Origin of the sequence: Noviherbaspirillum sp. Root189, from assembly GCF_001428545.1 — a bacterium.
Taxonomy (GTDB): Bacteria; Pseudomonadota; Gammaproteobacteria; order Burkholderiales; family Burkholderiaceae_D; genus Noviherbaspirillum.
Genome location: NZ_LMHZ01000056.1, coordinates 126818 through 153236, shown reverse-complemented (window position 1 = coordinate 153236; position 26419 = coordinate 126818). Strand labels below are relative to the sequence as shown.

Sequence of the window (26419 nt, the reverse complement as noted above, 5' to 3'; positions counted from 1 at the left end):
CGAAACTGAAATAGTAGCGTGCGGTCGTATGGATAGCAGCTTGACGCAAGGTTTTCAGAAGACAAGCTGAATGAAAAATGCGCATCAGGTCTACGGCACGCACTGTCACGATCCCGAGCGTTCGTTCCAGTTTATATAATGGAGGTAACAATGAAGAAAACATCGATGGCAATGCTGATTTCCCTGCTGACTGTCACGGGCGTAGTATTTGCCCAGTCCCAGGCACCGTCGACAGAGATCCGTGAAAGCACTGATCCGGCCAAAGTCGCCGATGTCGAGCAGCGCGCCGCTGATATCCAGGCACGACAGCAGGCGTCGACATCCAGCCAGGATATGAGCTCGGGGTCGAGCGAATCGACCACGACCAAATCTCGTAGTGGGCGTGGCGGCAAAGGGCATGGCAAGATGCATTCCCGTTCCCAGTCACGCAGCGGCAGCAATACCGGCAATTCATCCGGTGCAGGCGCAGAGGTTTCAGGCAGCAAGTAAGCGCAGCTTTTAAGAGCGACATGAAAAGCCCGCTTGCGCGGGCTTTTCATTCGGCTGAGACAGATCGCGACACAACATCAATGGGTGCTGCCATGCGCCTTCGGCAGCCACGCCAGTATTTCTGGCCAGAGCTTACTATGCGCGCTTTCTCCCACGAGCGCACCGACATGAGCGAGCGCGACACCGGTATCTCCCTGATAGACATAGAAGCGCCTGTCGCTACTTGATGTCGCTTCTACAAAGCCGGTTACCGATATGGAAGGAATAATGCGGCTGCGTGGATCATACACGGCGTAGATCGGACAAACGACCGCAGCAGGAGCCAGTCGATGCCCGTCAATCTCCAGCGTGCCACACATAAACGCATCTCCGTGGTACAAACGTTCGATCACGTCCTGAAACAGTGCGGTTGACATCGGTGCTTCATCAAGCGTCCAGCGTTCGACCAGGAAGTGTGTGCGAAGGTCTTCGGACGAACCCATGCACGCCAGCAGATCCGCATAGCGCTCCGCGCCGAAGGTGGACGGAGCGGCAAGCATGCTGGCGAGGTTGAGGATCGTGCCAGGAACACGATCAAACTCTGCGGTCATCGTGTGAGCACGCGGTCCGGCGGCAAGAAGCGGGCCGAAGGCACCTGTGCAGCCGGCGAACTTGAGCGGTGCCTCGACAAGCACCAGACTGGCGACGCGCTCAGGGCGCATGGCCGCATAGATGGCAGCCAGGACGCCGCCAAGAGAATGACTGAGCAACGAGATGCAGGTGTCGTGATGTCGTGAATTTTCCCGTTCGATCGTATCGACGCACGCATCGAGCAAGCGATATCCATAGTGCTCCAGGCCAAAGCCGGCTTCCGCCTTGCCCGGTTCAGTCCATTCGATGAGATAGACCTGCAACCCGTTGTTAAGCGCATCCCTTACCACGCTCCGTTCCGGTGCGAGATCCCAGATATACGCCTGTTTGATCGGTGCCGGGACAATCAACGCGATATCCCTGGATGTATGGTTGCCTGAAAAGCGCCGCAGGCGTAAACCAGGCATACTCAAAGCAACTTCAGACTCGGTTTCGTTTGGCACATAGCCAAGGTGCTCCATCGCAATACCGTGGCGTCTTCTTGCTTGGTCGAGAAGTTCAAAGTACCACTGGATACCAGCCGACATCTGCTGCATGTAAGCTCCTTCAATATGAGATAGGCATATTTCGCAGTCAGAATAATCGTTATATCGATCCCGATGCCAACGCATTACGTCACGGAGTTATATAAACTTTTCCGATGGCTAACGAATTTCTTATTGGTCATTACGCCGGCGAGATTGTTCCTTAACATGCGGCATTCCACCATGCTGTATATGCTGTATACCGCAAGGTAGTGAGCGTGATGGTCTATCATGTGCAAGCCATGGACAAGCAATGTCGATACAGACAAGGCCTTAAGCATCGTTGAGGCTTACGTTCAATGGACAGGTCAAGCTGTGGAACGAAGCGATGGGCGAATGGTCCTTACCTTATATAAATAAAAGTCGAAATCCAGCCTTTTTGGTACGAATATAACAGACGGTGTTGCACGCTTTTCTCGTAACCGCTGTGTCTTTGTTTTAGAGCAACATAAGGAGCGTAAATAGCCGACTATAATGCAAGCTCCAACGCAGGCGGAATTGCTTTACCCGTAGGTGTTGGCCGAACCTTGGCTGCAAGGCGGCGGCGCGATGCGCTAACTTCTCAGACGAGTTGCATGATCTTGTCTTCCTAACGCAATATATTTTTCGACCTTCCACTCTATCCAATGCGTGTATTGGTAATCGAAGACAATCAGGACCTGGCAAAACTGTTTTGCGACCTTCTTGAGGTCATGGGTTGCGTCACCAGTGTTGCTTTCAATGCGCGGACCGCACTTGAACTGGCACGCACTACCATGCCGGATCTGATTTTTTGCGACCTGCGTTTGCCAGGTGAAAAAAGCGGATTTGACGTCGCTTCGTCACTGCGCGCGGATGCTGCGTTCGAGCACATTCCCTTGATTGCGGTTACTGGTTTCGATGACGCTATCGAGCATCAGCGCGCACGCGATGCCGGTTTCGACCGAGTGTTTGAAAAGCCGGTGAAGTTTGCACAAATACAGGAAGTGCTCAATACCTATCGCAAAAGCTAGCAATGCGACGCAGCCCGCCATGTCGAGCCTTGCTGATGTCGTTGGTGACATGGTTGGTGACCGGCTTGATGGCGGGAACGGCGAACGCTGATGAAGCCGCATGGCGCGCCCTGGAAAGGGGACGCGCCATTGTCCTGCTGCGCCACGCAGTTACGGAAGCCGGCATCGGTGATCCTCCCGGATTTACGATCGGAAAATGTGAAACACAGCGCAATCTGTCTGAACAGGGACGTCGTGACGCCCTACGTATCGGCGAGGCGTTCAAAGTTCGCAAGATTCCGATTTCCGATGTCCTGAGCAGCCGCTGGTGCCGTTGCGTCGATACCGCGACTCTGGCATTCGGACGGGCAACGCCAGCGCCGATGTTGGACTCCATGTTCAATGAAGAAAGCAAGGCGCGTGTTCGCAAGGTAAATCTGGTGCGGGACGCCATCATGCAACGACAGCGCGCAGGGAAAACTTCAGGCAATCTGATCCTGGTCACCCATCAGCAGAATATTCTCGCCATCGCCGACGTGTCGCCCGCCTCCGGGGAAATGATTGTGACCGAGGCAGACGGCAAAGGAACTCTGCATGTCATTGGGCGCATCGGGCCCGACGAATACTGAAGGGCAGCGCTATCCCTGCCGAGTAGGCCGCATCAGTATCGCCTGCAAAGCACGAACAAGAACCACCGGCAAAAGCGAAGGCACTACGGTCAGGCAAGCACCCGTACCTGCGCCGGTCCGTCGACAATCTCGCCGACCACCTGTGCATCTTCAAAACCTTCCTTGCGGAACAGTGCCAATACCTCTTCGACGGATTCGGCGGTACAGGATACGAGCAGCCCGCCCGATGTCTGCGGATCGGTCAGCAGCGCTTGCTGTACCGGCGTCACCGCTTCCGACAACACGACATCATGGCCGTAGCCGGCCCAGTTTCGCCCTGACGCTCCTGTGATATAGCCTTTGGCAGCCAATTCTTCCACGTTGGGCAGCAATGGAACATCGGGCATATTGATACGAACCTCGACACCCGCACCGCGCGCCAATTCCAGTGCATGGCCGAGCAGGCCGAAACCGGTGACATCCGTCAGGGCGTGGACGCCGCTCAGACCCGATAGCGACTTGCCGGGTTTGTTGAGCTTGGTGGTGTTGGCGATCATGGCACGGTATCCGGCATCATCCAGTGCTTCTTTCTTCAGGGCCGCGGAGAGTATGCCGACGCCAAGCGGTTTGCCCAGCACAAGTTTGTCGCCCGCTTTCGCATCGGCGTTGCGCTTGATCTTCGACGGATGCACCAGGCCCATGACGACCAGACCGTAGATAGGTTCTACCGAATCGATCGTATGTCCGCCAGCGATCGGAATGCCTGCTTCAGCGCAAATCGATTCGCCGCCCTGGATAATGCGGCCGATCACGTCGACCGGCAATTGGTTGATCGGCATCGCGACCAGCGCCAGTGCCATGATGGGCGTACCGCCCATTGCATACACGTCGGAAATGGCATTGGTCGCGGCAATGCGCCCAAAGTCGTAAGGGTCGTCCACGATCGGCATGAAGAAATCGGTCGTTGCGATCAGCGCCTGTTCATCGTTCAGCTTGTAGACCGCCGCGTCGTCTGCGGTTTCGATGCCGACCATCAGTTCCTTCGGAACCGGGAAACCTGTTGATTTTTTGAGAATGTCCGCAAGCACGCCAGGGGCAATCTTGCAGCCGCAGCCGCCGCCATGCGAAAACGAAGTCAGCCTGATGTTGAGGTCAGCGGAGGTCACGGGAGCGTTAGAGGCTGGTGAGATCGCAGAGGCGGGGGCAGGTGCAGTGGAAGAAGTCATCGTCGTGTCAGCAGGTCGAAAGCGGTCGAGGGAAACCATTGGAGGGAATCCATTGGAAACCCGTAGCAACCAATGGAATCAATACTGCCAGGCCGTCATTGACCGGGCGAAGTTGGAGATTATCGCCGAACTGGCCGGCGTTTGCTGACTTCCCGTCCAAAGGCCTTACAATGGCGGGCTATGTACGATTTCAATTCTTATGACCTGATCATCGACGCGCGCAGTCCGCGTGAATTCGCCGACGATCATATTCCCGGCGCGGTCAACCTGCCGGTCGTCGACAATGCCGAGTTTGCCGAAGTCGGGACTCTGCATCGCACCGACCCTCTTGCCGCCTACCAGCTCGGCGCACGGTATTCCCTGCTCAATATTTCGCGCCATATCGAAACGCATATTTCGCATGTCGAGGCAAGGAGCCGCATTCTCGTCTATTGCTTCCGCGGCGGTAAGCGCAGCAAGGTCTGGCAGGACGTGCTGGAAACCATCGGCTATCGTGTCGAGCGGGTCAAGGGCGGCTGGAAAGCGTATCGTCGCTGGGTCAATGAACAACTGGTAACTGCTCCGGCAAACTTTCGCTACATTGTGGTTTCCGGCCCGACCGGTTGCGGCAAGACCCGGCTGTTGTCAGCTTTGCACGAAAGCGGCGCGCAAGTGCTTGATCTGGAAGGGCTCGCGTCCCATCGTGGCTCCATCATCGGAGCGGTGCCCGGCAAGCCGCAGCCAACCCAGAAACTGTTCGATAGCCGCTTGCTCGAACGCCTCTCACAATTTGATCCGTCACGCCCGGTATGGGTGGAATCCGAGAGCAAGAAAATAGGGCAGGTGCAGTTGCCTGAAGCCTTGCTCGTCAAGATGCGGGAAGGCCAGGTGCTTGCGGTCAATGCACCGATGGCGCAGCGCGTGCAATTGCTGCGAGAGGATTACCAGCATTTTGAAGAAGACCCGCAAGTCCTGATCGATCGCCTGCGTAATCTTCGGCCGCTGATCGGCGGTGAAGAGTTCGAAAAATGGGAAGCACTGGCTGCCGCCCGGCAAGTGCCTGAGTTGTTCGAGCGCCTGATGCGCTATCACTACGATCCCACTTATCGGCGTTCCATTTTGCGTAATTACCCGGGAATCGATTCATCGCCGCAGATTCCCTTGCAGGATTTGTCACCCGCAGGCTTACTGCCTGTCGCCAGAGAATTGCAGGAACGCTTTGAGCGGAATGTCGATTGAAGCGATGAGACATAAGGCTCACTTCTAACTTCTAATCACGTATCGCACCCGCAGGAAAGCAAAAAGCCCCGTCTGTCAGGACGGGGCTTTTTTACGCTACTGCTCTAAAAAGGTTCAGGCAGCCTTGCGCGGTGTTTCAGTCAATTCCGCCAGCAGGGAGAACACTTCATCTTTCGACAAGACATAGCGTTCCAGCAGGGTGCCGGTGAGGGCGCTGATCAGCTCCTTGTAGTCCTGCATCGCTTCGAGCGTGCGGGTGTACAGTTCATCTGCCTTGGCTTCCACCTGCTTCAGTGCTTCCTCCGGCGAGCCCTCACGCTTCAGCTGGCTGTAGTCCAGCTTCGAGCGGGAATACATGGACAGGCGATTCACCATCAGGTCGAGCATCCCGGTGACCTTCTGGATATCGTTCTGGCTCCCGGTCGAAATCCCGCGCGCGCCGTAGAACAATTCTTCCGCTGCAACGCCGCCGTAAAGCTGGATCACATCCTGTTCCATTTCTTCCAGCGTGCGCAAGGACACGTCGCTGGCCGATGACAGCACATAGCCAAGGGCGCCGATCTTCGATACGGATTCGGTGCTGATCTTCAGCAAATGCGATTTGGCCTTGATATCGTCCCATGCCAGACCCTGACGGACGTAGGGATCAATCTGCATGAAGAAGTGGCCGAGTTCATGCAATGCAACGCGCTCGCGTTCCTTGTCCTTTTCGGCGGTGGTCGCGCGGTCGGTCAGGCCGATGGATGCACGTTCGAAAGCGCGGAACAGCACATCGGTCGTGATCAGCGTCTTTTCCTGAATCGCGATCATGCTGGCACGATCGACAACGGTTTCTAACAGCGCCGGGCTGAGATTGGCGGTGATTTCGGCAACATAGTCGAGATTCAGGTTGCTCCAGTCTACGCATTCCACTTCCTTGCGCGACAGGAATACGTTCAGCAACTCACGGCGTTCTGACTTGTTCGGGAGGCGGAAATTGATCTTCACGGCGAAACGACGCAGCATCGCCTCGTCCATTTCGGAGTTTGCATCGTCGAAGTTGGAAGCAACCACCCAGATCACACCCGCGCCTTCATCACTCTTGATGCCATCCAGCAAGCCAAGCAGGGTATTGGCGGTGTCATCGTCCCAGCGCTTGTCGCCGCGTCCACGCGGCATGAACAAGCTTTGCGCCTCGTCGAGGAAGATGATGCAGCGGCCTTGGGCGGCAGCCTTTTTGTAGATGCCGTTCAGTGCCTTCGAGCCACCACCGACGAAGCCGGATTCAAGGCCGGAACCAGAAGCCTGAATCAGCGGGATGCCGAGTTTTTTTGCAAGATAGCCGGCCAGCTTGGTCTTACCCGTACCTGCCGGTCCGGTCAGCATGACATTGAAGGGCTTGTCGATATTGTGCGAGCGATACAACTCACGATTGACGATCATTTCTTCCAGGTGAGCTACTTCCTGCTTGATGTCTTCCATGCCGACCAGATCGTCCATGCTGCCTTTCAGGTTTTCCGGTTTGATCACGGAAGCGCTGTTGCCCATCATGCCCGGGATGCCTTTGCGCATACCGATAAAAAGAAAGGCGAGCAAAGCAATACCGATGGCATTGCGCGCAAGAAAGCCACCGGCTTCCGCCAGCGCACTGCGTTGGGCTTCTGCGTCCTGTAATACGGCACTGTTGGCATTGAGAAAGTCATCCTTCGCAATTGCATAAGGAATAGCATTCTTGAGCAACACTTCGCGTTCGAGGTTGGCATGTGAAGTACTTGGCACTTTTACCACGTGAATGTCGTCCGCGTCCTTGTATTTAAAGACGTAGCGTGGAAAGTCGGAAAGGGGCAGAGCCACCAGCAGATATTCAAGTCGATGCTTATTGGTCGCCAGCTTGGTGATTTCGGAAATGTCTTGCGACTGTACGACTGGGTTGGAGTGGGTTGTCAGTGGTTTGTATACCACGGCGGCCACAGTAAGGAAGGCGAGCAAAACGGACACCACGGCGACGACGTATCCGTTTTTGAACGACTCGTAAAGTTTGGAAATGCTTGGCATGCGTAATCCTATAGACGGTCATTATTGCGGTCTGGAGACAGTCAGGAGGTGCTGTTGGCCGCAACGTTTCTGGTAAGCAGTGATAGGACAGAGCAAGCGCATTTTGGTTGCCCCGGACAAAAATTAATTCACGATTTTTTTCCTATTATGCTCATAGGAGAAGACGACGTTGCAAGCCTTTTAACGATTATTTAAAAAGAAGTTGTCGGGGTGAATTACATGCGGCAATAGATTGACCATTCGCAATTGGATAATGCATTGCAGTGCTTTAATGAAGTATCCACACCGGTGATCGTAAGTGTCCAGAAGGAGGTCCAAATGGTTTCAGCAATCATTATGTTATTGGCGCTGCTGACCGCAGTTCTGGTCATCGGGGTTTTCGCGATGGCACTCATTGAACTGAATCAGATCGATGAAATTGCCTCGGGGAAGTCTGGCTATTGCGCGGGTAGTGATACGTTGCCTCTACAGGCTGGCTCAACTTCTCCGTCCCAGGTTTGAGCCGGAATAGTCGGCACACGAGGCACATGAGGCACACGAGTGTGTGCGGGGAAGCAAAGGAGCTCCTCTGTGTTGCCATACTTGCTGTATTAATAGTGAGACGCCTGTAACGTCTCCTTGAAAATTGCTTTATTAGATTTTCTGCAACATTCCACAAGGAAAACGATCCGCGGTGGTAACATTACCGTCCATGCGGAAACGTCTCATCCTTACCTATAAAACTCCGGTCGCTGATCCTGACCGCGCAGGAAATCCCGACATCATGCGGCGCCTTGCAGATCATGCACGCGTCGTGGTCTGGGAAGCGAAGCCTGATGGAACCTGCGTCTACATTGGTTCTACTGTAACAGGACGCATATCACACAATCCTGACTTATCGGAATGGTACGCCTGTGTCCATACGGAGGACCGCGCAAGGGTTGCCACCTTTATTGATGACGCCAGGCAATACGGTCGCGAATACCAGCTTGAATATCGCATCGTGCGTTCGGACGGGAGCATACGGTGGATCGCTGAAACTGCGGCGCCCAAGCTGGCCCCCAATGGCACGGTCGATCTGTTTGTCGGCACATTTGCCGATGTGACCGACAGTCATGAAACGCGGACCAAACTAATGCGCAGTGAAACGGAACACAGGCTGCTGACGGAAAACGCCTGTGACATGATTTCGCATTGCGATGCGAATAATGTTTATGTGTACGTTTCTCCTTCACACAAGGACACGCTCGGCTATGAGGCGCATGAGCTGATTGGCACGCCGTTATATGACTACATTCACCCTGACGATCTCAAGGCTGACGCGAGCGTCGTCCGGCCTCCCGGTACAAAGCGACGTGGGCTGGTCAATATCCGGTTTCGACATAAGGACGGGTCATGGGTCTGGCTCGGCGCGACGACGCGCACGTTGCGCGACCCGAATACCGGGGCCAAGCTGGGCATGGTGTCGGTGGCACGCGAAATCACGGTGCAGATAGAAGCAGAGCGCGAACTTGCACGACGCGAGGAACGATTCCGCAGCCTGATTTCCCTTTCCTCCGACTGGTACTGGGAAACCGATGCGGATCTGCGCTTCACCTTCTTTTCGGAAGGCATCTACAGCAAATTGCGAGTCCAGCCAGAACGGCTCCTTGGTTCCCGCTTCGAAGACCATGCACAGGACAAGCATGCGCAAGGATTGATGGTCTGCCTTGAAAGCATCCGCGCGCGGCGTCCTTTCCATGACGTGATTTTCCCGGCGGCATCCAGTGCCGACCCGGAGGTGGTGCGATTCCTGCGCATCTCTGGCGAGCCATTCAGCGAGAACGGCGAGTTCCGCGGTTATCGCGGCGTCAGTCGCGACGTCACGCGTGAAGTCCGTACCGCCAAGGCATTGGAGCGCCTCGCCACCCGCGACATTTTGACCGAGTTACCGAACCGCGCCTTGCTGCAGACACGCTTGCGTCAGCGACTCGAGAAACGTGAAAGCAATGTTTCTCATGCAGTGTTCTTTATCGATCTCGACGATTTCAAGGAAGTCAACGATTCCTTTGGCCACGCGGCGGGTGACGTCCTCCTCAAGGAAATCGCAGTACGACTGAGCCAGTGCGTACGTCCTGACGATACCGTGGCGCGGCTGGGTGGAGACGAGTTTGTCGTCGTGGCCGAGTGCCTTAATGGCAATGCGTCCGCGATCGGCCTTGCGGAAAAGCTGTGCAAGATGCTCGACCATCCGGTCATCATCGAAGGCCACGAAATCAAGGCCAGCGCATCGATCGGCATCAGCATGTATCCAGCGGATGGCGACAGTAGCGAGTCCCTGTTGCAAAGCGCGGATACCGCCTTGTATCGGGCCAAGGCGCTGGGCGGAAATACATTCTGCTTCTTCACACCCGAGATGGGGGAAGCCTCACGTTCGCGCATGGTGATGCAGGCAGCGCTGCGCCATGCGATTGCGCGCAACGAACTACAGGTGTACTACCAGCCGCGTGTACAGCTGAAGTCTTTTACCGTCACCGGCGTCGAAGCATTGCTGCGCTGGATGCATCCTGAACTGGGCGCGGTCTCGCCGAATGAATTCATTCCGCTGGCTGAAGAAATCGGACTGATCGATGAAATTGGCGACTGGGTTTTGCAGCAAGCCACACTGCAGGCGCAACAATGGAGTCTGCGCTTCGGCAAACCGTTGAAAGTTTCGGTGAACCTGTCGGCACGACAGATTCGCACCAAGAAGTTGCTGACCTCCGTAGAAAAGGCCTTGCAGGACAGCGGCCTGCCGGCGCATCAACTGGAACTGGAACTAACCGAATCAGCCCTGATGGAAGATGCGGACGTGGCGGCCGACCTGCTGACTGAACTCAAGGCCTTAGGCTTGCGACTGTCAGTCGACGATTTCGGCACTGGCTATTCTTCGCTGGCCTATCTCTGTCGTTTTCCCCTTGACAGCCTGAAGCTCGACCGTTCCTTTCTGATGCAGGTTCAGGCGCACGACACCAGTCGCTGGAAACTGGCGGAAGCTGTCATCAAACTTGCCCATACACTGGATTTGTCGGTCGTGGCCGAAGGCGTGGAAAGTGAAGAACATCTCGCCTTCTTGCGTACCACGTCCTGCGACGAAATCCAGGGTACCTGCATCAGCGAACCGCTGGGACAGGTGAAAGCTGAAGCCTTGCTTCAAGCTGTGTTCGCCAACGGTACGCTGTTGTCACCAGCGTCACCAGCGGCACCTGTGACTTCCGCAGTCCCCGCTGCACCCGGCTTGGCGCCGTAAATTCTTTCTCTCCATGCCGGATGGGCGAGGGCGGAAGTCCAGACACTGAAATGCAGACGCGATAGCGCGATCGGATCGTCGAGCAGGAGTCGGCGCTGCGCTGCGTCCAACACGGCAGGACCATCCTGCAGCGCTGCATCGGCCAGCGCTGTTCGATCTTCCCGCACTTGCGCGGGAAGATGCGGGTGTGGGCGCGAGCCCCGGCACACCACAGCATTTAGCAGGGGGTCGACAACCGCATCCACGAAGTCGGGTTTTTCGACGGCGTTTTTAGCGTAAGCAAAGGTTTCGGTCAACTCCACCGGCGGAGCGGTTTCCTCTGGAATCAGGAATAGCCCGGCATTGCGAAAACGGCGACCCAACGATACGCGACTTGAGAATACGGACATCGGGATGGAGACGGCGAGCGCACCGGCAATCGGCAATAGCCACCAGACAAACGACGGATTGAGGAAATACACACCAATTCCCCATGCCAGGCCGATCAGGGTGTGCAAGCCATGTTTGCGGAAAGCTTCTCCCCAAGTGGTTTCGGAATCTTCTCTGGGCGGCGATTTCCAGCGCATTTCCCAGCCAAGGAATGCCGCTGTGACGAATGCAGTATGGAACAGCATGCGAACCGGGGCCAGAAGCATCGAAAACACCAGTTCGATCAACATGCTGACGGTCACGCGGAATATGCCGCCAAACAGTTTTGCGCCGCGCAATATAATCAGCAGCACGCTGAGAATTTTCGGCAGGAATAATAAGGTCGCCGTCGCGCTGAACAGGGCCAGAGCCTCTTCGGGATGCCATTGCGGCCATATCGGAAATAGTTGCCGCGGTTTGACGAAGTACTGCGGTTCGACCAGGGTGTGTAACGCCAGCATGCCGGTCGACAACACCAGGAACAGGAACCACAAGGGCGCGGACAAGTAAGCCATGACGCCAGTCACAAAGACCGCCCGGTGTACCCGATGCATGCCGCGTGCAGTAAACAACCGGAAGTTCATCAGGTTGCCGTGGCACCAGCGGCGGTCACGCTTGAGTTCATCGAGAAGATTGGGCGGCATCTCTTCGTAACTACCTTCCAGATCGTAGGCAATCCAGACTCCCCAGCCGGCGCGTCGCATCAATGCCGCTTCAACAAAATCATGTGACAGGATTTCACCGGCAAGCGAACCGCGTCCGGGCAGTGGAGCGAGCGCACAATGCCGGATGAAAGGGGCAACCCGGATGATGGCGTTATGGCCCCAGTAATGAGATTCGCCCAGTTGCCAGTAATGCAGGCCAGCGGTAAACAGCGGGCCATAAACGCGCGTCGAAAATTGCTGGATGCGGGCATACAGGGTGTCGCGGCCGGCGGCTGTCGGAGCGGTCTGGATGATGCCCGCACCGGGATTGGCTTCCATCATTTTGACCAGATCGGTCAGGCACCGGCCACTCATCACGCTGTCGGCGTCGAGCACCAGCATGTAGCGATAATTTGCACCCCAACGCCTGCAGAAATCGTCGATATTGCCGCTCTTGCGCTTGACGCGACGACGGCGACGCCGATAGAAAATGCGCCCGAATCCATCAACAGCACGACATAGTTCCTTCCACGCATTGAGCTCGGCAACGCAGGTGTCGGGATCGTTGCTGTCGCTGAGAATAAAGAAGTCAAAACGATCAAGATCGCCGGTTCTCGCAACGGATTCATACGTCGCTCGCAATCCTGCAATCACGCGTGTCACTTCCTCGTTGGCGATGGGCATCACGATGGCGGTGCGCGCATCACGTGGAATCGGGACGTGGCCCATGCCGCGACGGGAAATGACAAAACGGTCCGTGCCGCGCAGCATGACCAGAAAGCCCGTCATGGCGGTCCAGAACCCGGCAGAGACCCAGCAGAACAAAATGGCGAACAGGGTCAGAGTGGCGATTTCGAGCTTGGTCGTTCCCTGGTAAGGAAGGACTTTGGTCATGAACCAGGTGGCGACAGCGGTCTGGCTCAGCATCAATACCAGCAACACGAGACGCCGTATATTGCCCAAGTGCTGCCACTGACCGTGCGGATCAGGCGCATCGATGACGTCTTCGCGCGGCGTCGACGGCATGGCGGCAGGCCAGGCTTTTCGCCCGGCCTCATCCACGCGCCGCTCGACCCAGTGCCGGCGCCGGCGAACGAGCGCGATCGCCCATCGCTTGAGGGGATTAAGTGGTGTCCACGGATGCGGCACCATCGACGTGCGCTTCAGCGGTGGTGCGAGTGGTCCTGACGGTATGGCTGACACGTCATGCTGCTCGCCTGGCGAGGCAGCATCAGTCACACCGGGCAAATCTGTGCCGGGAGCGGACGCAAGTGCAGCACGCGCAGGCACGGAACCAAGCGCCGGATTGCCGGGAGTCGGCGCGGAGCCGGCAAGGGCAGCATGCAACGCGGAAAATGCCTCTGCCTCATTGGCAGCGCCGGTAGCGTCAATGGCATCGGAAGCATTCTTGCGCACAGCGGGAAGTGCCCGCAGACGATCAAGATAGCGCTCGCACAAAGGCGAGCTGCTATAGACACGTTTTAATCGGGCGGAAGAATGTAGCTCCACGTCTCTGACAAGGTTGTGTTGTTGTTTCGAAGGAAACCGCGCAATTCCACGGGTTTCTTATCATCGTTGCGCTTGAAGCGGATGGCGGTTCGCCAGCCACCGGTCATATCATTGAAATACGTATTTGTTTCCAGCACCTTGGCGTTGCCATCGACCGTGATCGATGCTTCCGGCTTGGTGCCGTCCTCCAGCTTTTTCAGTGCCGGACCCTCAAAATCAATGAACAAAGCAATGCTGTCGTCCGGCTTCCTCAGGTAGCCGTGACCGCGCCGTGTTTGCGCCACCCAGGCAAGTGGCGGGCGCTTGTCGGCATCCTTCTGCCAGTACATCCGGTACGCAAGGTCAAGTGCCGCACCTGGTTTGGGCGGTACGTCCGGTACCCAATACGCGACGACGTTGTCATTGGTTTCGTCCGGCGTCGGAATCTGCACCAGTTCAACACGTCCCGGCCCCCAGTTGCCCCGCGGCTCTATCCATGCACTGGGACGACGTTGATAATGTGCTTCGAGGTCTTCGTAGCTGGAAAATTCCCGATCTCGTTGCATTAATCCAAAGCCTTGCGGATTGTTAACCGCAAATGAAGTAATCAGCAGCCGTTTCGGGTTAACCAGCGGCCGCCAGATCCATTCACCGGTACCCGATTGCACAGACAGTCCGTCGGAGTCGTGCACTTCCGGACGGTGGTCATCTATGTTGGGACGGTGGTTCTCACCAAAGAAAAACATGCTGGTGAGTGGCGCGATGCCCAATTTGGAAACGTTTTCGCGCAGGAATAATTCGGCTTTCACGTCGACCACGGTATCTGTGCCGGGTTTGACGACGAACTGATAGGCGCCTGTGACCCGTCGAGAATCCAAAAGCGCATAAATCGTGAGCTGTTTCGCCTTCGGTTCCGGGCGCTCGACCCAGAATTCAACGAACTGGGGAAACTCTTCTCCGGAGGTCAACGCAGTGTCGATGGCCAGTCCGCGTGCCGACAAGCCGTATAACTGACCCTTGCCAATCGCCCGGAAATAGCTGGCGCCCAGAAAAACGAGCACTTCGTCCTTGTATTTATTGGTATTGATCGGATAGTGCACCCGAAAGCCGGCAAAACCGAGGTTGGTTAACTCCTTGGGATTGAGATCGTTCTTGCCGTAATTGAAGAGCATGGGGTCAAAGCGGATTTCGTGCACCGTCTTGTTGCTGATCTCATTGATCCGGACGGGACTCTCAAAAAACAAACCCTGATGGAAGAACGCCAGTTCGAACGGCAGTTTGGCACTGCGCCAGTGTGATTTTTCGGGATTGAAGCGGATATCGCGATACTGATCGTAAGTCAGGGTTTCCAGGCTTTTGGGCAGGTTCTTCGGCGGCTTGACATAGGAAGCCGCCGCCAGGGTTTTCGCTTTGGCGGCGACATCCGCAAAACCGAAGGCCAACGCGCCTTGCGCCGGTAGTGCAAAAACGGCAATTGCTGCCGTAGCGGCAAGAAGCCGGCGCGGCGCAGCAAGAGTATGAAACAGATTCAAAAGCATTGAGTGTGTGTTTACCAAGTACCGTAACGGCCACCATGTTGCCATTTCTACACATGAGGCTTTTGACAACGGGCAATGGGTGTCGATCTTCTTGACAGGCTTGCTGTACGAAGATGAAAAATTCAGTTGTGCTTATGCACAGGCCCAGCCGATCCCGCTAGCGCGGTCAGCCTGTTAAGGACGGAAAATGGAGAAGAAAATACAAACAGAAAAATGGAATGACCGGCGTTGCGCACGGCAATCTATCTGCTGGTTAATGGCTTAGGCTCGTTGAGCCGGTAGAGGTGCAAAAGCCTTTCACGCCAAGGACGATAACCTCCTGGAGCAGTCGAAAGGCTGTTGCATAAGAATCTGCTGATGATAAATAGTGATGGCCCTCAGTTGCCGATGAGTTGGCAATGGCTTAATCCTTGAGAGGTACGCGACGCGAGCGTCGAATCGCTGTTTTGCGTGCTTCCACGACTTCGCGCAACGCGGCAGCGAGCATTTCCTGCCGTCGCTGTTGTGAAACCATATGGGTCGTGACGCTGTAAGCGCGCACGGTGCGTTCCAGGTTGCGAAGGGCACGCAACTCTTCACTGTGTTGTTCGTCCAGCATCATGTTCAATCACTTTCCATAAAACCGATATATCACCCTAGACCGGCAAAGTTAAAAGTTGTTCCCTTGTAGCAAAAGTTCTCTGATGCATCACTGCGGCATCACTGCGGCATCACTGTGCGTGAGCAGACCGGGCGCGCGATCCGCACCATCGAGCGCCGTTCGGGAGGTTCTGCGCATTCATAAAATTTCGTCTATATTCTCCTCACCGCAACGCCATCCATTGGAGCAGAACAATGATCACATTGAATATCAACGGCCGCGACGTGCAAGTCGATGCTGATCCCACCACACCCATCTTGTGGGCGTTGCGAGATAACCTCAACATGACCGGTACCAAGTTCGGCTGTGGCGCCGCACTGTGCGGGGCTTGCACCGTGCATCTCAACGGCGAGGCAACCCGTTCCTGCGTGATGCCGATCTCGGCCGCTGTCGGACAAAAAATCACCACCATCGAAGCCATGGAAAACGACAAGGTCGGCAAGGCCGTTCAGGACGCCTGGGTCAAGCATGACGTTCCTCAATGCGGGTATTGCCAGAGCGGGCAGGTGATGAGTGCGACGGCCCTGCTCAGGGTCAAAACAAATCCGACCGATGCGGATATCGATGCCGCGATGAGCGGCAACATCTGCCGGTGCGGTACCTACCAACGCATTCGCGCCGCTATCAAAGACGCCTCTAAAACTCTCGCCTGAGGAAAATGCCATGCGCACCGAATGGATGAATACACAAGCTGCACCGGAACCCGCCACGCTCAATGGACAGGGCGGCATGTCGCGGCGCGGCTTCCTGAAGGCGACGGGTGCTGTCGGCGGCGGGCTGGTGCTCGGCTTTTTTGTGCCAGGCGCTGGTCGCGTCGCGCTGGCCCAGCCGGACAAGCCAGTCTCGGCGCCCAATGCTTTTTTGCGGATTGCTCCTGACAACACGGTGACGGTATCAATCAACCGGCTGGAATTTGGCCAGGGCGTGCATACCAGCCTGCCGATGCTGATTGCCGAAGAACTCGATGCGGACTGGACAGCCATGCAAGCCACGCTCGCACCAGCCGGCAGCGCCTATAAGGACCCGGCTTTCGGCATGCAGATGACAGGCGGCTCCAATTCGGTCAAGAACTCGTTTGTGCAGTACCGTGAAATTGGTGCTCGGGCGCGCGCCATGCTGGTGGCCGCAGCCGCGCAACAATGGCATGTCACCCCCGATCAATGCCGGACGGACAAGGGCATGGTGTACGGGCCGGGTGACCGCAAGGCTAGTTACGGCGAGCTCGCCGAATCGGCGATGAAGCTGCCTGTGCCGGGAAAAGTCAGCCTGAAGGATCCCAGGGACTTCCGGATCATCGGCAAACCGACGCCGCGTCTCGATGCCCGGGAAAAATCGAGCGGCAAACAGCAATTCGGTATCGACGCCAACGTTCCTGGCATGAAGGTCGCAGTCGTCGCACGGCCGCCGGTGTTCGGTGCAAGGATAGCTAAATTTGATGCGATGAAGGCGAGGGCGATCAAGGGCGTCGTCGATGTGCTCGAAGTACCGACTGATCGCGGCGGGACGGGGATCGCCGTGATCGCGGACGGCTACTGGCCGGCGAAGCAGGGACGCGAAGCGCTTGGGCTGGAGTGGGATACGTCCTCAGTCGAAAAGGTCAGCAGCGACAAGCAATTTGCCACCTATCGAGAGCTCGCGAAGAAACCCGGCATCGTCGCCAGGGATGCCGACATATCCAGACTGGCCAGAGCGCCAAAGAAAATCACGGCGGAATTCGAGTTTCCTTATCTTGCGCATGCGCCGATGGAGCCGTTGAACTGCGTGGTCGACCTCAAGGCCGACTCGTGCACGGTGTGGGCAGGGTCACAGTTCCAGACCGTCGACCAGGGTGCCATTGCGAAGACTGCGGGACTCAAACCCGAGCAGGTCACGCTCAATACCATGATGGCCGGCGGCGGTTTCGGGCGTCGCGCGGTGCCGACCTCGGACTACATTGTCGAAGCGGTCAATGTGGCCAAGGCTTATCACGCTACAGGTAAAGCAGGCCCGGTCAAGCTGATCTGGAGTCGCGAGGACGATATCAAGGGTGGTTACTATCGGCCAGCCCATGTCCATCGTGCCGAGATCGGGCTTGATGCGAAGGGCAATATCCTCGCCTGGAATCACACCATCGTCGGGCAATCCATTCTGACCGGGACACCGTTCGAACCCTTCATGGTCAAGAACGGTGTCGACGCTACCATGGTTGAAGGCATGGGAGAACCCTACGAGGTGCCGCTCAGGCTATCGGTTCACAATGCCAAGGCCAACGTGCCGGTGCTCTGGTGGCGTTCTGTCGGTTCTACCCATACCGCCTTCGTGATGGAAACCCTGATCGATGAAGCGGCACAGATTGCTAACGTGGACCCGGTCGCCTACCGCAAAAAGCTGATCGGAGACAAGCATCCGCGTCACCTGGCCGCGCTGGATCTTGCTGTCGTCCAGTCCGGCTATGGCAAGATAAGCTTGCCCAAGGGCAGAGCCTGGGGCGTGGCGCTGCACGAGTCATTCCAGAGCGTGGTTGCCTATGTAGTCGAAGCGTCGATTGAGAAGGGTGTGCCGAAGCTGCACAAGGTTACGGCAGCGGTCCACTGCAATCAGGCAGTCAACCCATTGTCGATCGAAGCGCAGGTCCAGGGCGCGGCGCTGATGGCCTTGGGCACGACCTTGCCAGGTGCGGCGATCACGCTTAAGGATGGCGTCGTCCAGCAACAGAATTTCAGCGACTATACGGTGGCCCGCATGCCCGACATGCCGCAGATCGCAGTGCATATCGTGCCGTCCGGCGATGCGCCGACAGGAATGGGGGAACCGGGGCTTCCACCGCTGGCGCCAGCCTTCGCCAATGCCGTCGCCAAACTGAGCGGCAAGCGCTTGCGCAAGCTGCCCTTTGAGTTGAACGCAGGTACCAAAACAGCCTAAGGCACGCATGGACAGCATCGACCTGGAAGTACTCAAAAGCTGCGATGACTGGCTCAAGGCCGGCCACCGCTGCGAGCTTGTCACCGTTATCCGCACCTGGGGTTCCAGCCCACGGCCGGAAGGCGCGATGCTGGCGATAAGGGATGACGGCATGGTCGTCGGCTCCGTTTCCGGCGGCTGCATCGAAGACGACCTGATCGAGCATGTCCGGCGCCACGGAATTGTTCGTGAACACCCGGAGATGGTGACCTATGGCATTACGGCAGAGGAAGCGCATCGATTCGGCTTGCCGTGTGGCGGGACCATACAACTGGCGATCGAACCGCTGTCGGTCCAAAGCCGGATTCCCGAATTGCTGGATCGCCTTGCCGCACAGCAGTTGGTCGCCCGTCGGCTGGATCTCCACACCGGTGCGGTGGTGTACAGCGAGGCGCGTCCCGCTATGACAATGCAAGTCTCGGACACCGTCCTGACGACCGTTCATGGACCGCGCTGGCGCCTGCTGATTATTGGGGCCGGCCAACTTTCCAGATTTCTTGCGCAGATCGCGGTCGGTATGGAGTATCAAGTTACAGTCTGTGATCCGCGGGAAGAATATCGACAAGGATGGTCGGTGCCGGGGGTAAGTTTGGTACACGATATGCCGGATGACGTCGTGATCTCCATGCGTCCGGACAGCCGGAGTGCGGTGGTTGCCTTGACCCACGATCCCAAACTGGATGATCTGGCCTTAATGGAAGCCCTGAAGTCAGACGCATTTTATGTCGGCGCCATCGGGTCACGCGCCAACAATGCCAAACGGAGAGAACGGCTTAAGCTGTTTGATCTCGACGATACCCAGCTTGCGCGCCTGCACGGTCCGATCGGCATCTACATCGGCAGCAAGACACCGGCCGAAATTGCCGTGTCCATCCTGGCTGAACTGACGGCGGCAAAAAACGGCATCGATCTTCCTCATGGTGTCCGGGTCGCTGAAGCCAAGTCGATACTGCAGACGCCGCCCGGCGCGGACGCCTGTACGATTCCGGGCCCGCATTAGCCACATTGACCACATAGACCGCATAGACCGCATAGGCTGTCTTGGCGGGAGCGGGCTTGAGATGGGGGACATGAAGCGTTTTGCGCTGAAGTGAATTAATTTCAAGCACCGTCCGCATGCCTGAATGTGGTTGCCTGGATTACACTTGCTCATCTCAGTGAGGAGTTGCCCCAATGCCTGTCATTACCACCATCGAAGACCTGCGCCGTCTCGCGCAAAAGCGCGTACCGCGAATGTTTTACGATTACGCCGATTCCGGGTCATGGACCGAATCGACTTATCGTGCCAATAGCTCGGATTTCGAACGCATCAAATTCCGCCAGCGCGTCGCGGTCAATATGGAAAACCGTACGCTGCGCACTACCATGGCCGGTCAGGAGGCGGCCATGCCTGTGGCGCTGGCGCCGACCGGACTGACCGGCATGCAACATGCGGACGGCGAGATCCTGGCGGCCAAGGCGGCCGAAAAATTCGGCGTGCCGTTCACGTTGTCGACGATGAGCATCTGCTCGATCGAAGACATCGCGGCCAATACCAGCAAGCCGTTCTGGTTCCAGCTTTACGTCATGCGCGACCGCGAATTCATCAAGCGCCTGATTGCTCGCGCCAAAGCCGCGAACTGCTCGGCGCTCGTGCTGACACTGGACCTGCAGGTGCTGGGCCAGCGGCACAAGGATCTGATCAACGGTTTGTCGGCACCGCCGCGGCTGACCATTCCAAACATCCTCAACATGGTGACCAAACCGCGGTGGTGCCTGGGCATGCTCGGCACCTCGCGTCGCTCGTTCGGCAACATCGTCGGCCACGCAAGCGATGTGTCGGACATGTCGTCTCTCTCATCGTGGACCGCGCAGCAGTTCGATCCGCGCCTGTCATGGGATGACGTGAAATGGATCAAGGACCAGTGGGGCGGCAAGCTCATCATCAAGGGCATCATGGATGAAGAAGACGCGCGCCTTGCCGCCGCGAGCGGCGCCGATGCACTGATCGTCTCCAATCACGGAGGGCGACAGCTGGATGGTGCGCCTTCATCAATCTGGGCATTGCCGCGTATCGTCGAGGCCGTTGGCGACAAGATCGAAGTCCACATGGACGGCGGCATCCGTTCGGGTCAGGATGTGATCAAGGCCCTTGCCCTTGGAGCAAAAGGTGTTTATATCGGCCGCGCATTCCTGTTCGGCCTTGGCGCCATGGGAGAAGAGGGTGTCGCTAAGTGCCTGGAGATCATTCAAAAGGAATTGGACCTGACCATGGCGTTTTGCGGACTCACTGATGTCCGCAAGGTCGACAAGGGCATCCTGCTTCCCGGGACCTATTAAGTCCCGTCAAAGCAATCAGGCGACCGGCGTACAGGAAGACCAACCAGGGTGTCACTTTAGATACCGGAACTATTGGCAGGCCGAGACTGACCAATGAAAACCGGGCACGGCTCCGCTTCTTGCGTGATGCCGGTCTCCCGGTTTCACCATGTCCCGAAAGGCGTTGCCATGCATGAATACATCATAAAAACCCCGGACGGCTATCTCTATCCCTTCGCTGGTGATTTATCGCTGACTGACGATGAAACCCAGGCGGGCCGATTTTCCAGTGTTGAAGAAGCCCGCGAAACGGCCGAGAGCCGTGGCTATTACGATGGCGGTTTCGAAATCATCCCCATCGATCTGCATGCCTCGAAACCCGCACAACATTGAAAAAGTGAAAAAGCTGAAGCCACCCATACTGCGCTCCCGAAACGCTTGCTTTTGCATGGCAAGAAGGCCGCGAAACAGGAAGAAATAAACAAATGTCCGTTTGCAAGGAATGTCTTGCGCTCGAAGGTGCGAATACCGCCACGTCGCCCCATGCCAATCTGTTGCTCCATTCTGAGGCGCCGATCAACTTTGGAGCGACGGCGACCGGACGGGTCGAATACTACGTATGCAATGCATGCGGTACGCAATGGGAACGCGAACGTGCGCGTAGCGAACCCGAAGCCACGTGGCAACATTCGCGTCGGACGCTTGCCTAGCTGTACATTGAAATTTCTTCAAGTGGAAGCGCAAGATTACCGCTGCCATTGCATCTGTATAAAAATCACCCAGCCGGTTCGAATGACAGGCTGGGTGATGCACTTGCCTTGCACTTGTCGACGCAGTGACTGCGGCAGTCTTATTGAGACTGAGTTGCCGGCTGGGCCGCTGGGGCGGCGGCAGGTTGCGCTGGCGGTGTAGCTGGCGCACCGGGTGCCGGCTGTGCATCAGCTGATGGTGGAGTCGCCGGTTGGGCTGCGGGAGTCGGTGTGCTCGTGCCGGCGGCCGAGGTGCCTGTTGTTCCGCTGCTGCCGCTGCTAGTCGCGGGTTTTGCTTGCGCCTGTTTTTTCGCTTGCGCGATTGCAAGATCCTGCGTTGCTTTCGCTTCATTCTGGCAAGCTTTTTTTGCGTCGCCAACCTGGTCGTCGCATTTTTCCTTCGCTACTTTATACTGCGCTTCAGCCTTTGCCTGTTCAAGCTCCAGACGGTTTTTCGGTGTGTCGCGCTCAGTCACTTTCGCTTGAGCCTCTGCAACCTTTTGCTGCCCGTCGGCTTCGGCCTTGCAGATATCCTTGGCGTTGTCTTTCATGCTGTTGCATTTTTCCATGGCGGCCTTGTGTTGTTGCTCTGCCTGGTCCTTCGGCGATTGTTGACCAGATGCGCCACTTGACGGCGCCTGTGCCTGCGCTGCGCCGGCAAAAACAAAGGCCAGTGTTGCCGTGATTGTAGTGAGTTTCATCGTCATGTCATTACTCCTGCGTTGCTGTTGGAAGTAAGATCCGAGTGCAAACACTGTGCCTATTTATCGGGCAACTCATACCGATGTCCTGAATCGACATCATTTTTTCCCGGCTTGCATAGCGGGAACGGAGATTGCAAAGAAAGTGCGTTAATGATTAGCGGTATTTTGAGCCGTCCTTAGCCGATGAGTCCCGGCAGCAATGGGGCAGTTACATGGACGTCCTTTTATAGCGTTGTTATAACGGATTCACAACGATTTACTGACCGCCTTACTTCCTACTTCGCCGGCCAAAATGAATTCATGAAAGTCCGCTCATATCTATTGCTGATGGCGCTCGCGACGCTGATTCCAGTCATTATTTTCTCGACTGTAGCCATTGGACAGCTGTTGGAGGCGGAACGTAGCGCTGCCCTGCGCGGCATGCGTGAAACCGTCAATGCCATCACGCTCGCCATTGATGCGGAATTATCGAGTGCCGAAGCCGCGCTGGCGGTACTGGCCCAATCAGAGGCGATTAAGTCCGGTGACTCCGACTCGGCATACTGGCAGGCTAAAGCTGTCGGTAAAGGGCGCGACGAGTGGACAGTTCTTACCGCGCTCAACGGTCAGCAGCTGATGAATACATTTTTTCCGCGCGGAGCGGCGCTACCGGTCTTGTCACCCCGCAGCATCGCACGTATCGAGAACGTTGCGCGGACCGGTGTGCCGCAGGTGTCCGATCTGGTCATCGTGACCGCTTCGATGGAGCATGCCATTGCAGTGGATTACCCAGTCAAGGTGGATGGACGTGTCCGTTATATTCTGACCAAGGCGTTCCGCGCAGATCACTTTGCCGGCGCTTTGCAGGAACGGAACCTGCCGGAGAGCTGGGTCATCGGCATCTTTGACCGCTCAGGCATCAGTATTGTCCGCAGGCCCGGCGCCGAACGGTTTGTCGGCCGCCCGGTGCGGCCCGAACTTTACAGCGCGTCCCGTGCCAATGCGAGCGGCGTGCTTCGGCACGAGACCCGTGACGGGGTGGACGTTTTTGATTCGTACACGCATTCGCGGAAGGCAGGATGGACCATTGCGGTCGGTGTGCCGGTGGCTGAGATCGAACTGGCTGCGCGTCGCGCGGTATGGCTATCGGTGTTGGGACTGGGGGCCGCCGTTCTCTGTGCGGCAACTGTCGCCGTAGTTTTTGCCCGCCGCCTGATCGGATCGATTGACGGCGCCGTCGATGCGGCGGATACGCTGGCAAAAGGGGAGGCGCCCCCGCCTTTGAAAACCTCCGTCGGAGAAGTCGATCAGTTGCACCTAGCGCTCAATAATGCCGGAACACTGATCCAGCGCGGCCAGCGCGAACGGGCCGAATTGCTGCTAAGGGAGCAACAGGCGCGTCGACTCGCGGAAGAGCAGAACAAGGCCAAAGACGAGTTTCTTGCCATGCTCGGTCATGAGCTGCGCAATCCTCTCAGCGCCATCACCTCCGCCATCGACGTCATCGAGGCGCCCGGCATGAAGCAGGCAACGGTGGAAAGAGCTCGATCCATCCTGCGTCAGCAAACCGAACACCTTGGCACGATTCTCAACGATTTGCTGGACCTGAGTCGTATCATGTCCGGAAAAATTTCACTGAATATTGCACCGATCGACCTGGGCCGAACGGTGCAGATGTGTATCGACACCTTGAAGACGACCGGACGAATGACCGGGCATCGCCTAGTTCTTGATTTGCATCCGATGCGGATAGCTGCCGACGCGACGCGTATCGAGCAGATCGTCAACAACTTGTTGATTAATGCGGTGAAGTACACACCTGAAGACGGGCTTATCGACGTCAGCGTGCGGCAGGAGGGCGAGTCTGCCGTGCTGACCGTCAAGGACACCGGCATCGGTATCTCCGCCGATTTGCTTCCACACATTTTTGATGTTTTCGTGCAAGGCTCCACCGCCATCGATCGTGCCCAGGGCGGACTGGGAATCGGGCTATCGCTGGTGCATCAGCTTGTGACCATGCATGGCGGCAGCGTGGCGGCGAGCAGCAAGGGTGCAGGGCAGGGCAGCAGCTTCACGGTCAGGCTCCCGGTTTCCGTTGCTGCGGCCACGTCCGGTACGACATCACCGAATGCCCTTCCTGCGGGCGTTTCGCGCCGTATTTTGCTCGTCGAGGATAACGAACAGGCTCGTTTGATGGTTGCATCCATGTTGGGCGCACATGGCCACATTGTGTATGAATCCGGCAATGGGCTCGATGGATTGAAAATCGCGGTAGAGGAACGACCGGACATCGCCATCGTCGATATCGGCTTGCCCGGCATGGATGGGTATCAGTTTGTCCGGAAAGTCCGAGACACACGCGGTATCGCCGGGATGCCCGTGATTGCGCTTACCGGATATGGACAGGAAACGGACCGGCAGCGCGCATTGCAAGCCGGCTTCAATTTGCATATGGTGAAGCCGGTCAACATTCCGAAATTGCTTGAGGAGATTGACCGCCTTATCGTTCACGACGATTCGGAAACCGTACGGACCTTATAAATTCACTAGAGCGGATTATTGCCACTACCCTTGTGCCCACTCTGCCCAAGCCACGGAAGCCGTGCGATCACTTCAGGCGGGATCTTTGCGGCATCAAGGATCGGGTCTTCCACCCATTCCACCAAACCCTCAACGCCCTCATCGGCCAGTAGTTGTATATCGCCCAGCCAGCCCTTGCACACATCGGCAACGAAGAGGGAAGAGTGGTCTTGAAGCCAAGGCTGAAAAAGCATAGACCCTTCACCCATATTGGTATCGCCGCGTAACAGCAGGTACTTTACATCGTCGATGCGATCTTGAAGAACAAATTCTGGCTCGGCCTGTAGATGCCCTTGGTCTTGCTCCAAGACGCTGACGACATCATGTCCGTAATTCTCCGGTTCGAATTTTCCGGACCAGACGTTATCATCAAGCGCAAAGGCTTCCTGAAACGCTTTGTCCGCTGCATCTTCCTCGTTGTCTGCTTCAACTTCAATGATGGTGGACTGGATGACAGGTCGACTGACAGCGACATAGTATTTTTTTCGGGCTGGCGACATAAGAGCTCCCTTGGGAAAGGCTTTATCAACCTTATACAGCATCCGATAGGGAAAAGATTTGTGATTAAGCATCTCATGCTGCGCGTTTGTTGAGGGAGCTCTATGACGGCTACGCTTTAACCACCGTGAAGTAGCGGTTTGGTACATGGCACCGTATGTGTATCTCATTGGCTGGCGAACGACGCATTCGGCTACCCAACATCCGACGTCATCCGGGTAACTTCAAATCGAATCTTACTGCCGCCATTCTCGTGACAACGGTCACTAGAATACCCGTCGATAAACTGAGCGTTTCAGGAAACGAAAGCCAGTCCAGCAACAGATAGACCCAGCAGCCAAGAAAGGCACAGGTCGCGTAAAGCTGTCCACGCCGAAAAACCATGGGGATTTCATTGCAGATGACATCCCGCAGCACGCCGCCAAAGATGCCGGTAATGACACCCATCATCACACAGACAAAAGGGGGCATCCCTGTGCGGATCGCCAGGGATGTGCCGAGAACACTGAACAAACCCAAGCCCAAGGCATCGGCTGTCACGAGAAGCTTTTCCGAGAAGGCAGAACGAAGATGACGCATGAAAGGAGTAATCACCAATGCAAGGATAAAGATCAACAAGGTGTATTCCTGATGCTCGACCCAAAACAGCGGGCGCCGATCGAGTAGCAGGTCTCGCAGCGTTCCTCCGCCAAAGGCGGTAATGAATGCGACTGTAAAAATGCCCACCAGATCCATGTCCTTTTGGCGTGCTTCGATGAACCCGGAGAAAGCAAAGGCAATGAGGCCCAGTACTTCGACTACCTGGATTAATGTATTAAAACCCTGCATATGAAAGTCACCACACATCAAATAGAGATAACGCGATATTGTCCTGCATAAATTGTGCGCGCGTTGCGCAATGCCAGGTCCAATACCAGGTCATATACGGCTGCGCCGGCGTATGGCAATATTGGCAAGTAAAGAAAAACCAAGTTTAAAGGTTGAATGAGAGAAGAGCGCATGGGCA

General features: G+C 56.5%; 22 protein-coding genes. 13 read left to right on the top strand and 9 right to left on the bottom strand.

Features of this window, described 5'->3' with window-relative positions:
* Positions 1 to 150: 150 nt before the first annotated feature.
* Positions 151 to 489, top strand: a complete 339-nt coding sequence (locus ASE07_RS23615; RefSeq protein WP_057293270.1) for a hypothetical protein — start codon at positions 151 to 153, stop codon at positions 487 to 489.
* Between the two features lie 77 nt (positions 490 to 566).
* On the opposite strand, the gene ASE07_RS23610 is transcribed toward ASE07_RS23615, so the two are convergent.
* Entirely contained in the window at positions 567 to 1655 is a 1089-nt protein-coding gene (locus ASE07_RS23610) for an alpha/beta fold hydrolase (protein ID WP_057293269.1), read from the bottom strand.
* Between the two features lie 614 nt (positions 1656 to 2269).
* Between ASE07_RS23610 and ASE07_RS23600 the strand changes: the two genes are divergently transcribed.
* Together ASE07_RS23600 and ASE07_RS23595 are read left to right on the top strand one after the other, a co-directional pair.
* A complete protein-coding gene (locus ASE07_RS23600; protein ID WP_057293267.1) occupies positions 2270 to 2635 on the top strand; it encodes a response regulator in 366 nt (121 codons plus the stop codon).
* A gap of 35 nt (positions 2636 to 2670) precedes the next feature.
* Positions 2671 to 3243 carry a histidine phosphatase family protein gene (locus ASE07_RS23595; protein WP_162256941.1) on the top strand — a complete coding sequence of 191 codons (573 nt, stop codon included), beginning with the start codon at positions 2671 to 2673 and terminating at the stop codon, positions 3241 to 3243.
* Positions 3244 to 3332: 89 nt separating this feature from the next.
* On the opposite strand, the gene selD is transcribed toward ASE07_RS23595, so the two are convergent.
* Positions 3333 to 4448 (bottom strand): selenide, water dikinase SelD, encoded by a 1116-nt coding sequence (selD, locus tag ASE07_RS23590; RefSeq protein ID WP_082584442.1) that lies wholly within the window; start codon positions 4446 to 4448, stop codon positions 3333 to 3335.
* A 180-nt stretch (positions 4449 to 4628) separates the two neighbouring features.
* Between selD and mnmH the strand changes: the two genes are divergently transcribed.
* Positions 4629 to 5666, top strand: a complete 1038-nt coding sequence (mnmH, locus tag ASE07_RS23580; RefSeq protein ID WP_057293263.1) for a tRNA 2-selenouridine(34) synthase MnmH — start codon at positions 4629 to 4631, stop codon at positions 5664 to 5666.
* Positions 5667 to 5780: 114 nt separating this feature from the next.
* Here the strand turns inward: mnmH and ASE07_RS23575 are convergent, their stop codons facing one another.
* A complete protein-coding gene (locus tag ASE07_RS23575) occupies positions 5781 to 7700 on the bottom strand; it encodes an AAA family ATPase (protein WP_057293262.1) in 1920 nt (639 codons plus the stop codon).
* A gap of 318 nt (positions 7701 to 8018) precedes the next feature.
* Between ASE07_RS23575 and ASE07_RS23570 the strand changes: the two genes are divergently transcribed.
* The gene (locus ASE07_RS23570; RefSeq protein WP_057293261.1) at positions 8019 to 8201 is read left to right on the top strand and encodes a hypothetical protein; all 183 of its coding nucleotides are present in this window, start codon (positions 8019 to 8021) and stop codon (positions 8199 to 8201) included.
* A 190-nt stretch (positions 8202 to 8391) separates the two neighbouring features.
* On the top strand, positions 8392 to 10947 hold the full coding sequence (locus ASE07_RS23565; protein ID WP_057293260.1) for a sensor domain-containing protein: 2556 nt from the start codon (positions 8392 to 8394) through the stop codon (positions 10945 to 10947).
* Here ASE07_RS23565 and mdoH read toward each other — a convergent pair.
* The 3 genes from mdoH to ASE07_RS23535 all read right to left on the bottom strand — a co-directional run bounded on the left by mdoH (position 10851) and on the right by ASE07_RS23535 (position 15632).
* Positions 10851 to 13457 (bottom strand): glucans biosynthesis glucosyltransferase MdoH, encoded by a 2607-nt coding sequence (mdoH, locus tag ASE07_RS28420; protein WP_442946121.1) that lies wholly within the window; start codon positions 13455 to 13457, stop codon positions 10851 to 10853. The two genes, ASE07_RS23565 and mdoH, sit on opposite strands and share 97 nt — an antisense overlap.
* A 23-nt stretch (positions 13458 to 13480) precedes the next feature.
* Positions 13481 to 15025 carry a glucan biosynthesis protein G gene (locus ASE07_RS23540; protein ID WP_082584417.1) on the bottom strand — a complete coding sequence of 515 codons (1545 nt, stop codon included), beginning with the start codon at positions 15023 to 15025 and terminating at the stop codon, positions 13481 to 13483.
* Between the two features lie 403 nt (positions 15026 to 15428).
* Positions 15429 to 15632, bottom strand: a complete 204-nt coding sequence (locus tag ASE07_RS23535; protein ID WP_156396946.1) for a hypothetical protein — start codon at positions 15630 to 15632, stop codon at positions 15429 to 15431.
* A gap of 227 nt (positions 15633 to 15859) precedes the next feature.
* On the opposite strand from ASE07_RS23535, the gene ASE07_RS23530 reads away from it, so the two are divergent.
* The 6 genes from ASE07_RS23530 (at position 15860) to ASE07_RS23505 (ending at position 21613) form a co-directional block, all read left to right on the top strand.
* Positions 15860 to 16318, top strand: coding sequence for a (2Fe-2S)-binding protein (locus ASE07_RS23530; protein WP_057293254.1), 459 nt, complete (start codon positions 15860 to 15862; stop codon positions 16316 to 16318).
* Between the two features lie 10 nt (positions 16319 to 16328).
* Positions 16329 to 18566, top strand: a complete 2238-nt coding sequence (locus tag ASE07_RS23525) for a xanthine dehydrogenase family protein molybdopterin-binding subunit (protein ID WP_057293253.1) — start codon at positions 16329 to 16331, stop codon at positions 18564 to 18566.
* A gap of 7 nt (positions 18567 to 18573) precedes the next feature.
* A complete protein-coding gene (locus ASE07_RS23520) occupies positions 18574 to 19605 on the top strand; it encodes an XdhC family protein (protein ID WP_057293252.1) in 1032 nt (343 codons plus the stop codon).
* 173 nt (positions 19606 to 19778) lie between these two features.
* Positions 19779 to 20924, top strand: a complete 1146-nt coding sequence (locus ASE07_RS23515; RefSeq protein WP_057293251.1) for an alpha-hydroxy acid oxidase — start codon at positions 19779 to 19781, stop codon at positions 20922 to 20924.
* Positions 20925 to 21017: 93 nt separating this feature from the next.
* Complete coding sequence (locus tag ASE07_RS23510) at positions 21018 to 21296, top strand: hypothetical protein (protein ID WP_156396944.1); 279 nt, start codon at positions 21018 to 21020, stop codon at positions 21294 to 21296.
* A 92-nt stretch (positions 21297 to 21388) separates the two neighbouring features.
* Positions 21389 to 21613 carry a hypothetical protein gene (locus tag ASE07_RS23505; protein ID WP_057293249.1) on the top strand — a complete coding sequence of 75 codons (225 nt, stop codon included), beginning with the start codon at positions 21389 to 21391 and terminating at the stop codon, positions 21611 to 21613.
* A 140-nt stretch (positions 21614 to 21753) separates the two neighbouring features.
* On the opposite strand, the gene ASE07_RS23500 is transcribed toward ASE07_RS23505, so the two are convergent.
* Positions 21754 to 22359, bottom strand: a complete 606-nt coding sequence (locus ASE07_RS23500) for a hypothetical protein (RefSeq protein ID WP_057293248.1) — start codon at positions 22357 to 22359, stop codon at positions 21754 to 21756.
* A gap of 297 nt (positions 22360 to 22656) precedes the next feature.
* On the opposite strand from ASE07_RS23500, the gene ASE07_RS23495 reads away from it, so the two are divergent.
* Positions 22657 to 24876 carry a hybrid sensor histidine kinase/response regulator gene (locus tag ASE07_RS23495; protein WP_057293247.1) on the top strand — a complete coding sequence of 740 codons (2220 nt, stop codon included), beginning with the start codon at positions 22657 to 22659 and terminating at the stop codon, positions 24874 to 24876.
* A gap of 5 nt (positions 24877 to 24881) precedes the next feature.
* Here the strand turns inward: ASE07_RS23495 and ASE07_RS23490 are convergent, their stop codons facing one another.
* Together ASE07_RS23490 and ASE07_RS23485 are read right to left on the bottom strand one after the other, a co-directional pair.
* A complete protein-coding gene (locus ASE07_RS23490) occupies positions 24882 to 25487 on the bottom strand; it encodes a hypothetical protein (protein WP_156396943.1) in 606 nt (201 codons plus the stop codon).
* Positions 25488 to 25623: 136 nt separating this feature from the next.
* Positions 25624 to 26241: a trimeric intracellular cation channel family protein gene (locus ASE07_RS23485; RefSeq protein WP_057293437.1), complete on the bottom strand. Its 618-nt coding sequence runs from the start codon at positions 26239 to 26241 to the stop codon at positions 25624 to 25626.
* Positions 26242 to 26419 lie beyond the last annotated feature (178 nt).

Bases quoted from the DNA above. Each gene is read 5' to 3' on its own strand.
- ASE07_RS23615 (WP_057293270.1), top strand. From the start codon at position 151: ATGAAGAAAACATCGATGGCAATGCTGATTTCCCTGCTGACTGTCACG.
- ASE07_RS23610 (WP_057293269.1), bottom strand. From the start codon at position 1,655: ATGCAGCAGATGTCGGCTGGTATCCAGTGGTACTTTGAACTTCTCGAC.
- ASE07_RS23600 (WP_057293267.1), top strand. From the start codon at position 2,270: ATGCGTGTATTGGTAATCGAAGACAATCAGGACCTGGCAAAACTGTTT.
- ASE07_RS23595 (WP_162256941.1), top strand. From the start codon at position 2,671: ATGTCGTTGGTGACATGGTTGGTGACCGGCTTGATGGCGGGAACGGCG.
- selD (WP_082584442.1), bottom strand. From the start codon at position 4,448: ATGACTTCTTCCACTGCACCTGCCCCCGCCTCTGCGATCTCACCAGCC.
- mnmH (WP_057293263.1), top strand. From the start codon at position 4,629: ATGTACGATTTCAATTCTTATGACCTGATCATCGACGCGCGCAGTCCG.
- ASE07_RS23575 (WP_057293262.1), bottom strand. From the start codon at position 7,700: ATGCCAAGCATTTCCAAACTTTACGAGTCGTTCAAAAACGGATACGTC.
- ASE07_RS23570 (WP_057293261.1), top strand. From the start codon at position 8,019: ATGGTTTCAGCAATCATTATGTTATTGGCGCTGCTGACCGCAGTTCTG.
- ASE07_RS23565 (WP_057293260.1), top strand. From the start codon at position 8,392: ATGCGGAAACGTCTCATCCTTACCTATAAAACTCCGGTCGCTGATCCT.
- ASE07_RS23540 (WP_082584417.1), bottom strand. From the start codon at position 15,025: ATGCTTTTGAATCTGTTTCATACTCTTGCTGCGCCGCGCCGGCTTCTT.
- ASE07_RS23530 (WP_057293254.1), top strand. From the start codon at position 15,860: ATGATCACATTGAATATCAACGGCCGCGACGTGCAAGTCGATGCTGAT.
- ASE07_RS23525 (WP_057293253.1), top strand. From the start codon at position 16,329: ATGCGCACCGAATGGATGAATACACAAGCTGCACCGGAACCCGCCACG.
- ASE07_RS23520 (WP_057293252.1), top strand. From the start codon at position 18,574: ATGGACAGCATCGACCTGGAAGTACTCAAAAGCTGCGATGACTGGCTC.
- ASE07_RS23515 (WP_057293251.1), top strand. From the start codon at position 19,779: ATGCCTGTCATTACCACCATCGAAGACCTGCGCCGTCTCGCGCAAAAG.
- ASE07_RS23510 (WP_156396944.1), top strand. From the start codon at position 21,018: ATGAAAACCGGGCACGGCTCCGCTTCTTGCGTGATGCCGGTCTCCCGG.
- ASE07_RS23505 (WP_057293249.1), top strand. From the start codon at position 21,389: ATGTCCGTTTGCAAGGAATGTCTTGCGCTCGAAGGTGCGAATACCGCC.
- ASE07_RS23500 (WP_057293248.1), bottom strand. From the start codon at position 22,359: ATGACGATGAAACTCACTACAATCACGGCAACACTGGCCTTTGTTTTT.
- ASE07_RS23495 (WP_057293247.1), top strand. From the start codon at position 22,657: ATGAAAGTCCGCTCATATCTATTGCTGATGGCGCTCGCGACGCTGATT.
- ASE07_RS23490 (WP_156396943.1), bottom strand. From the start codon at position 25,487: ATGCTTAATCACAAATCTTTTCCCTATCGGATGCTGTATAAGGTTGAT.
- ASE07_RS23485 (WP_057293437.1), bottom strand. From the start codon at position 26,241: ATGCAGGGTTTTAATACATTAATCCAGGTAGTCGAAGTACTGGGCCTC.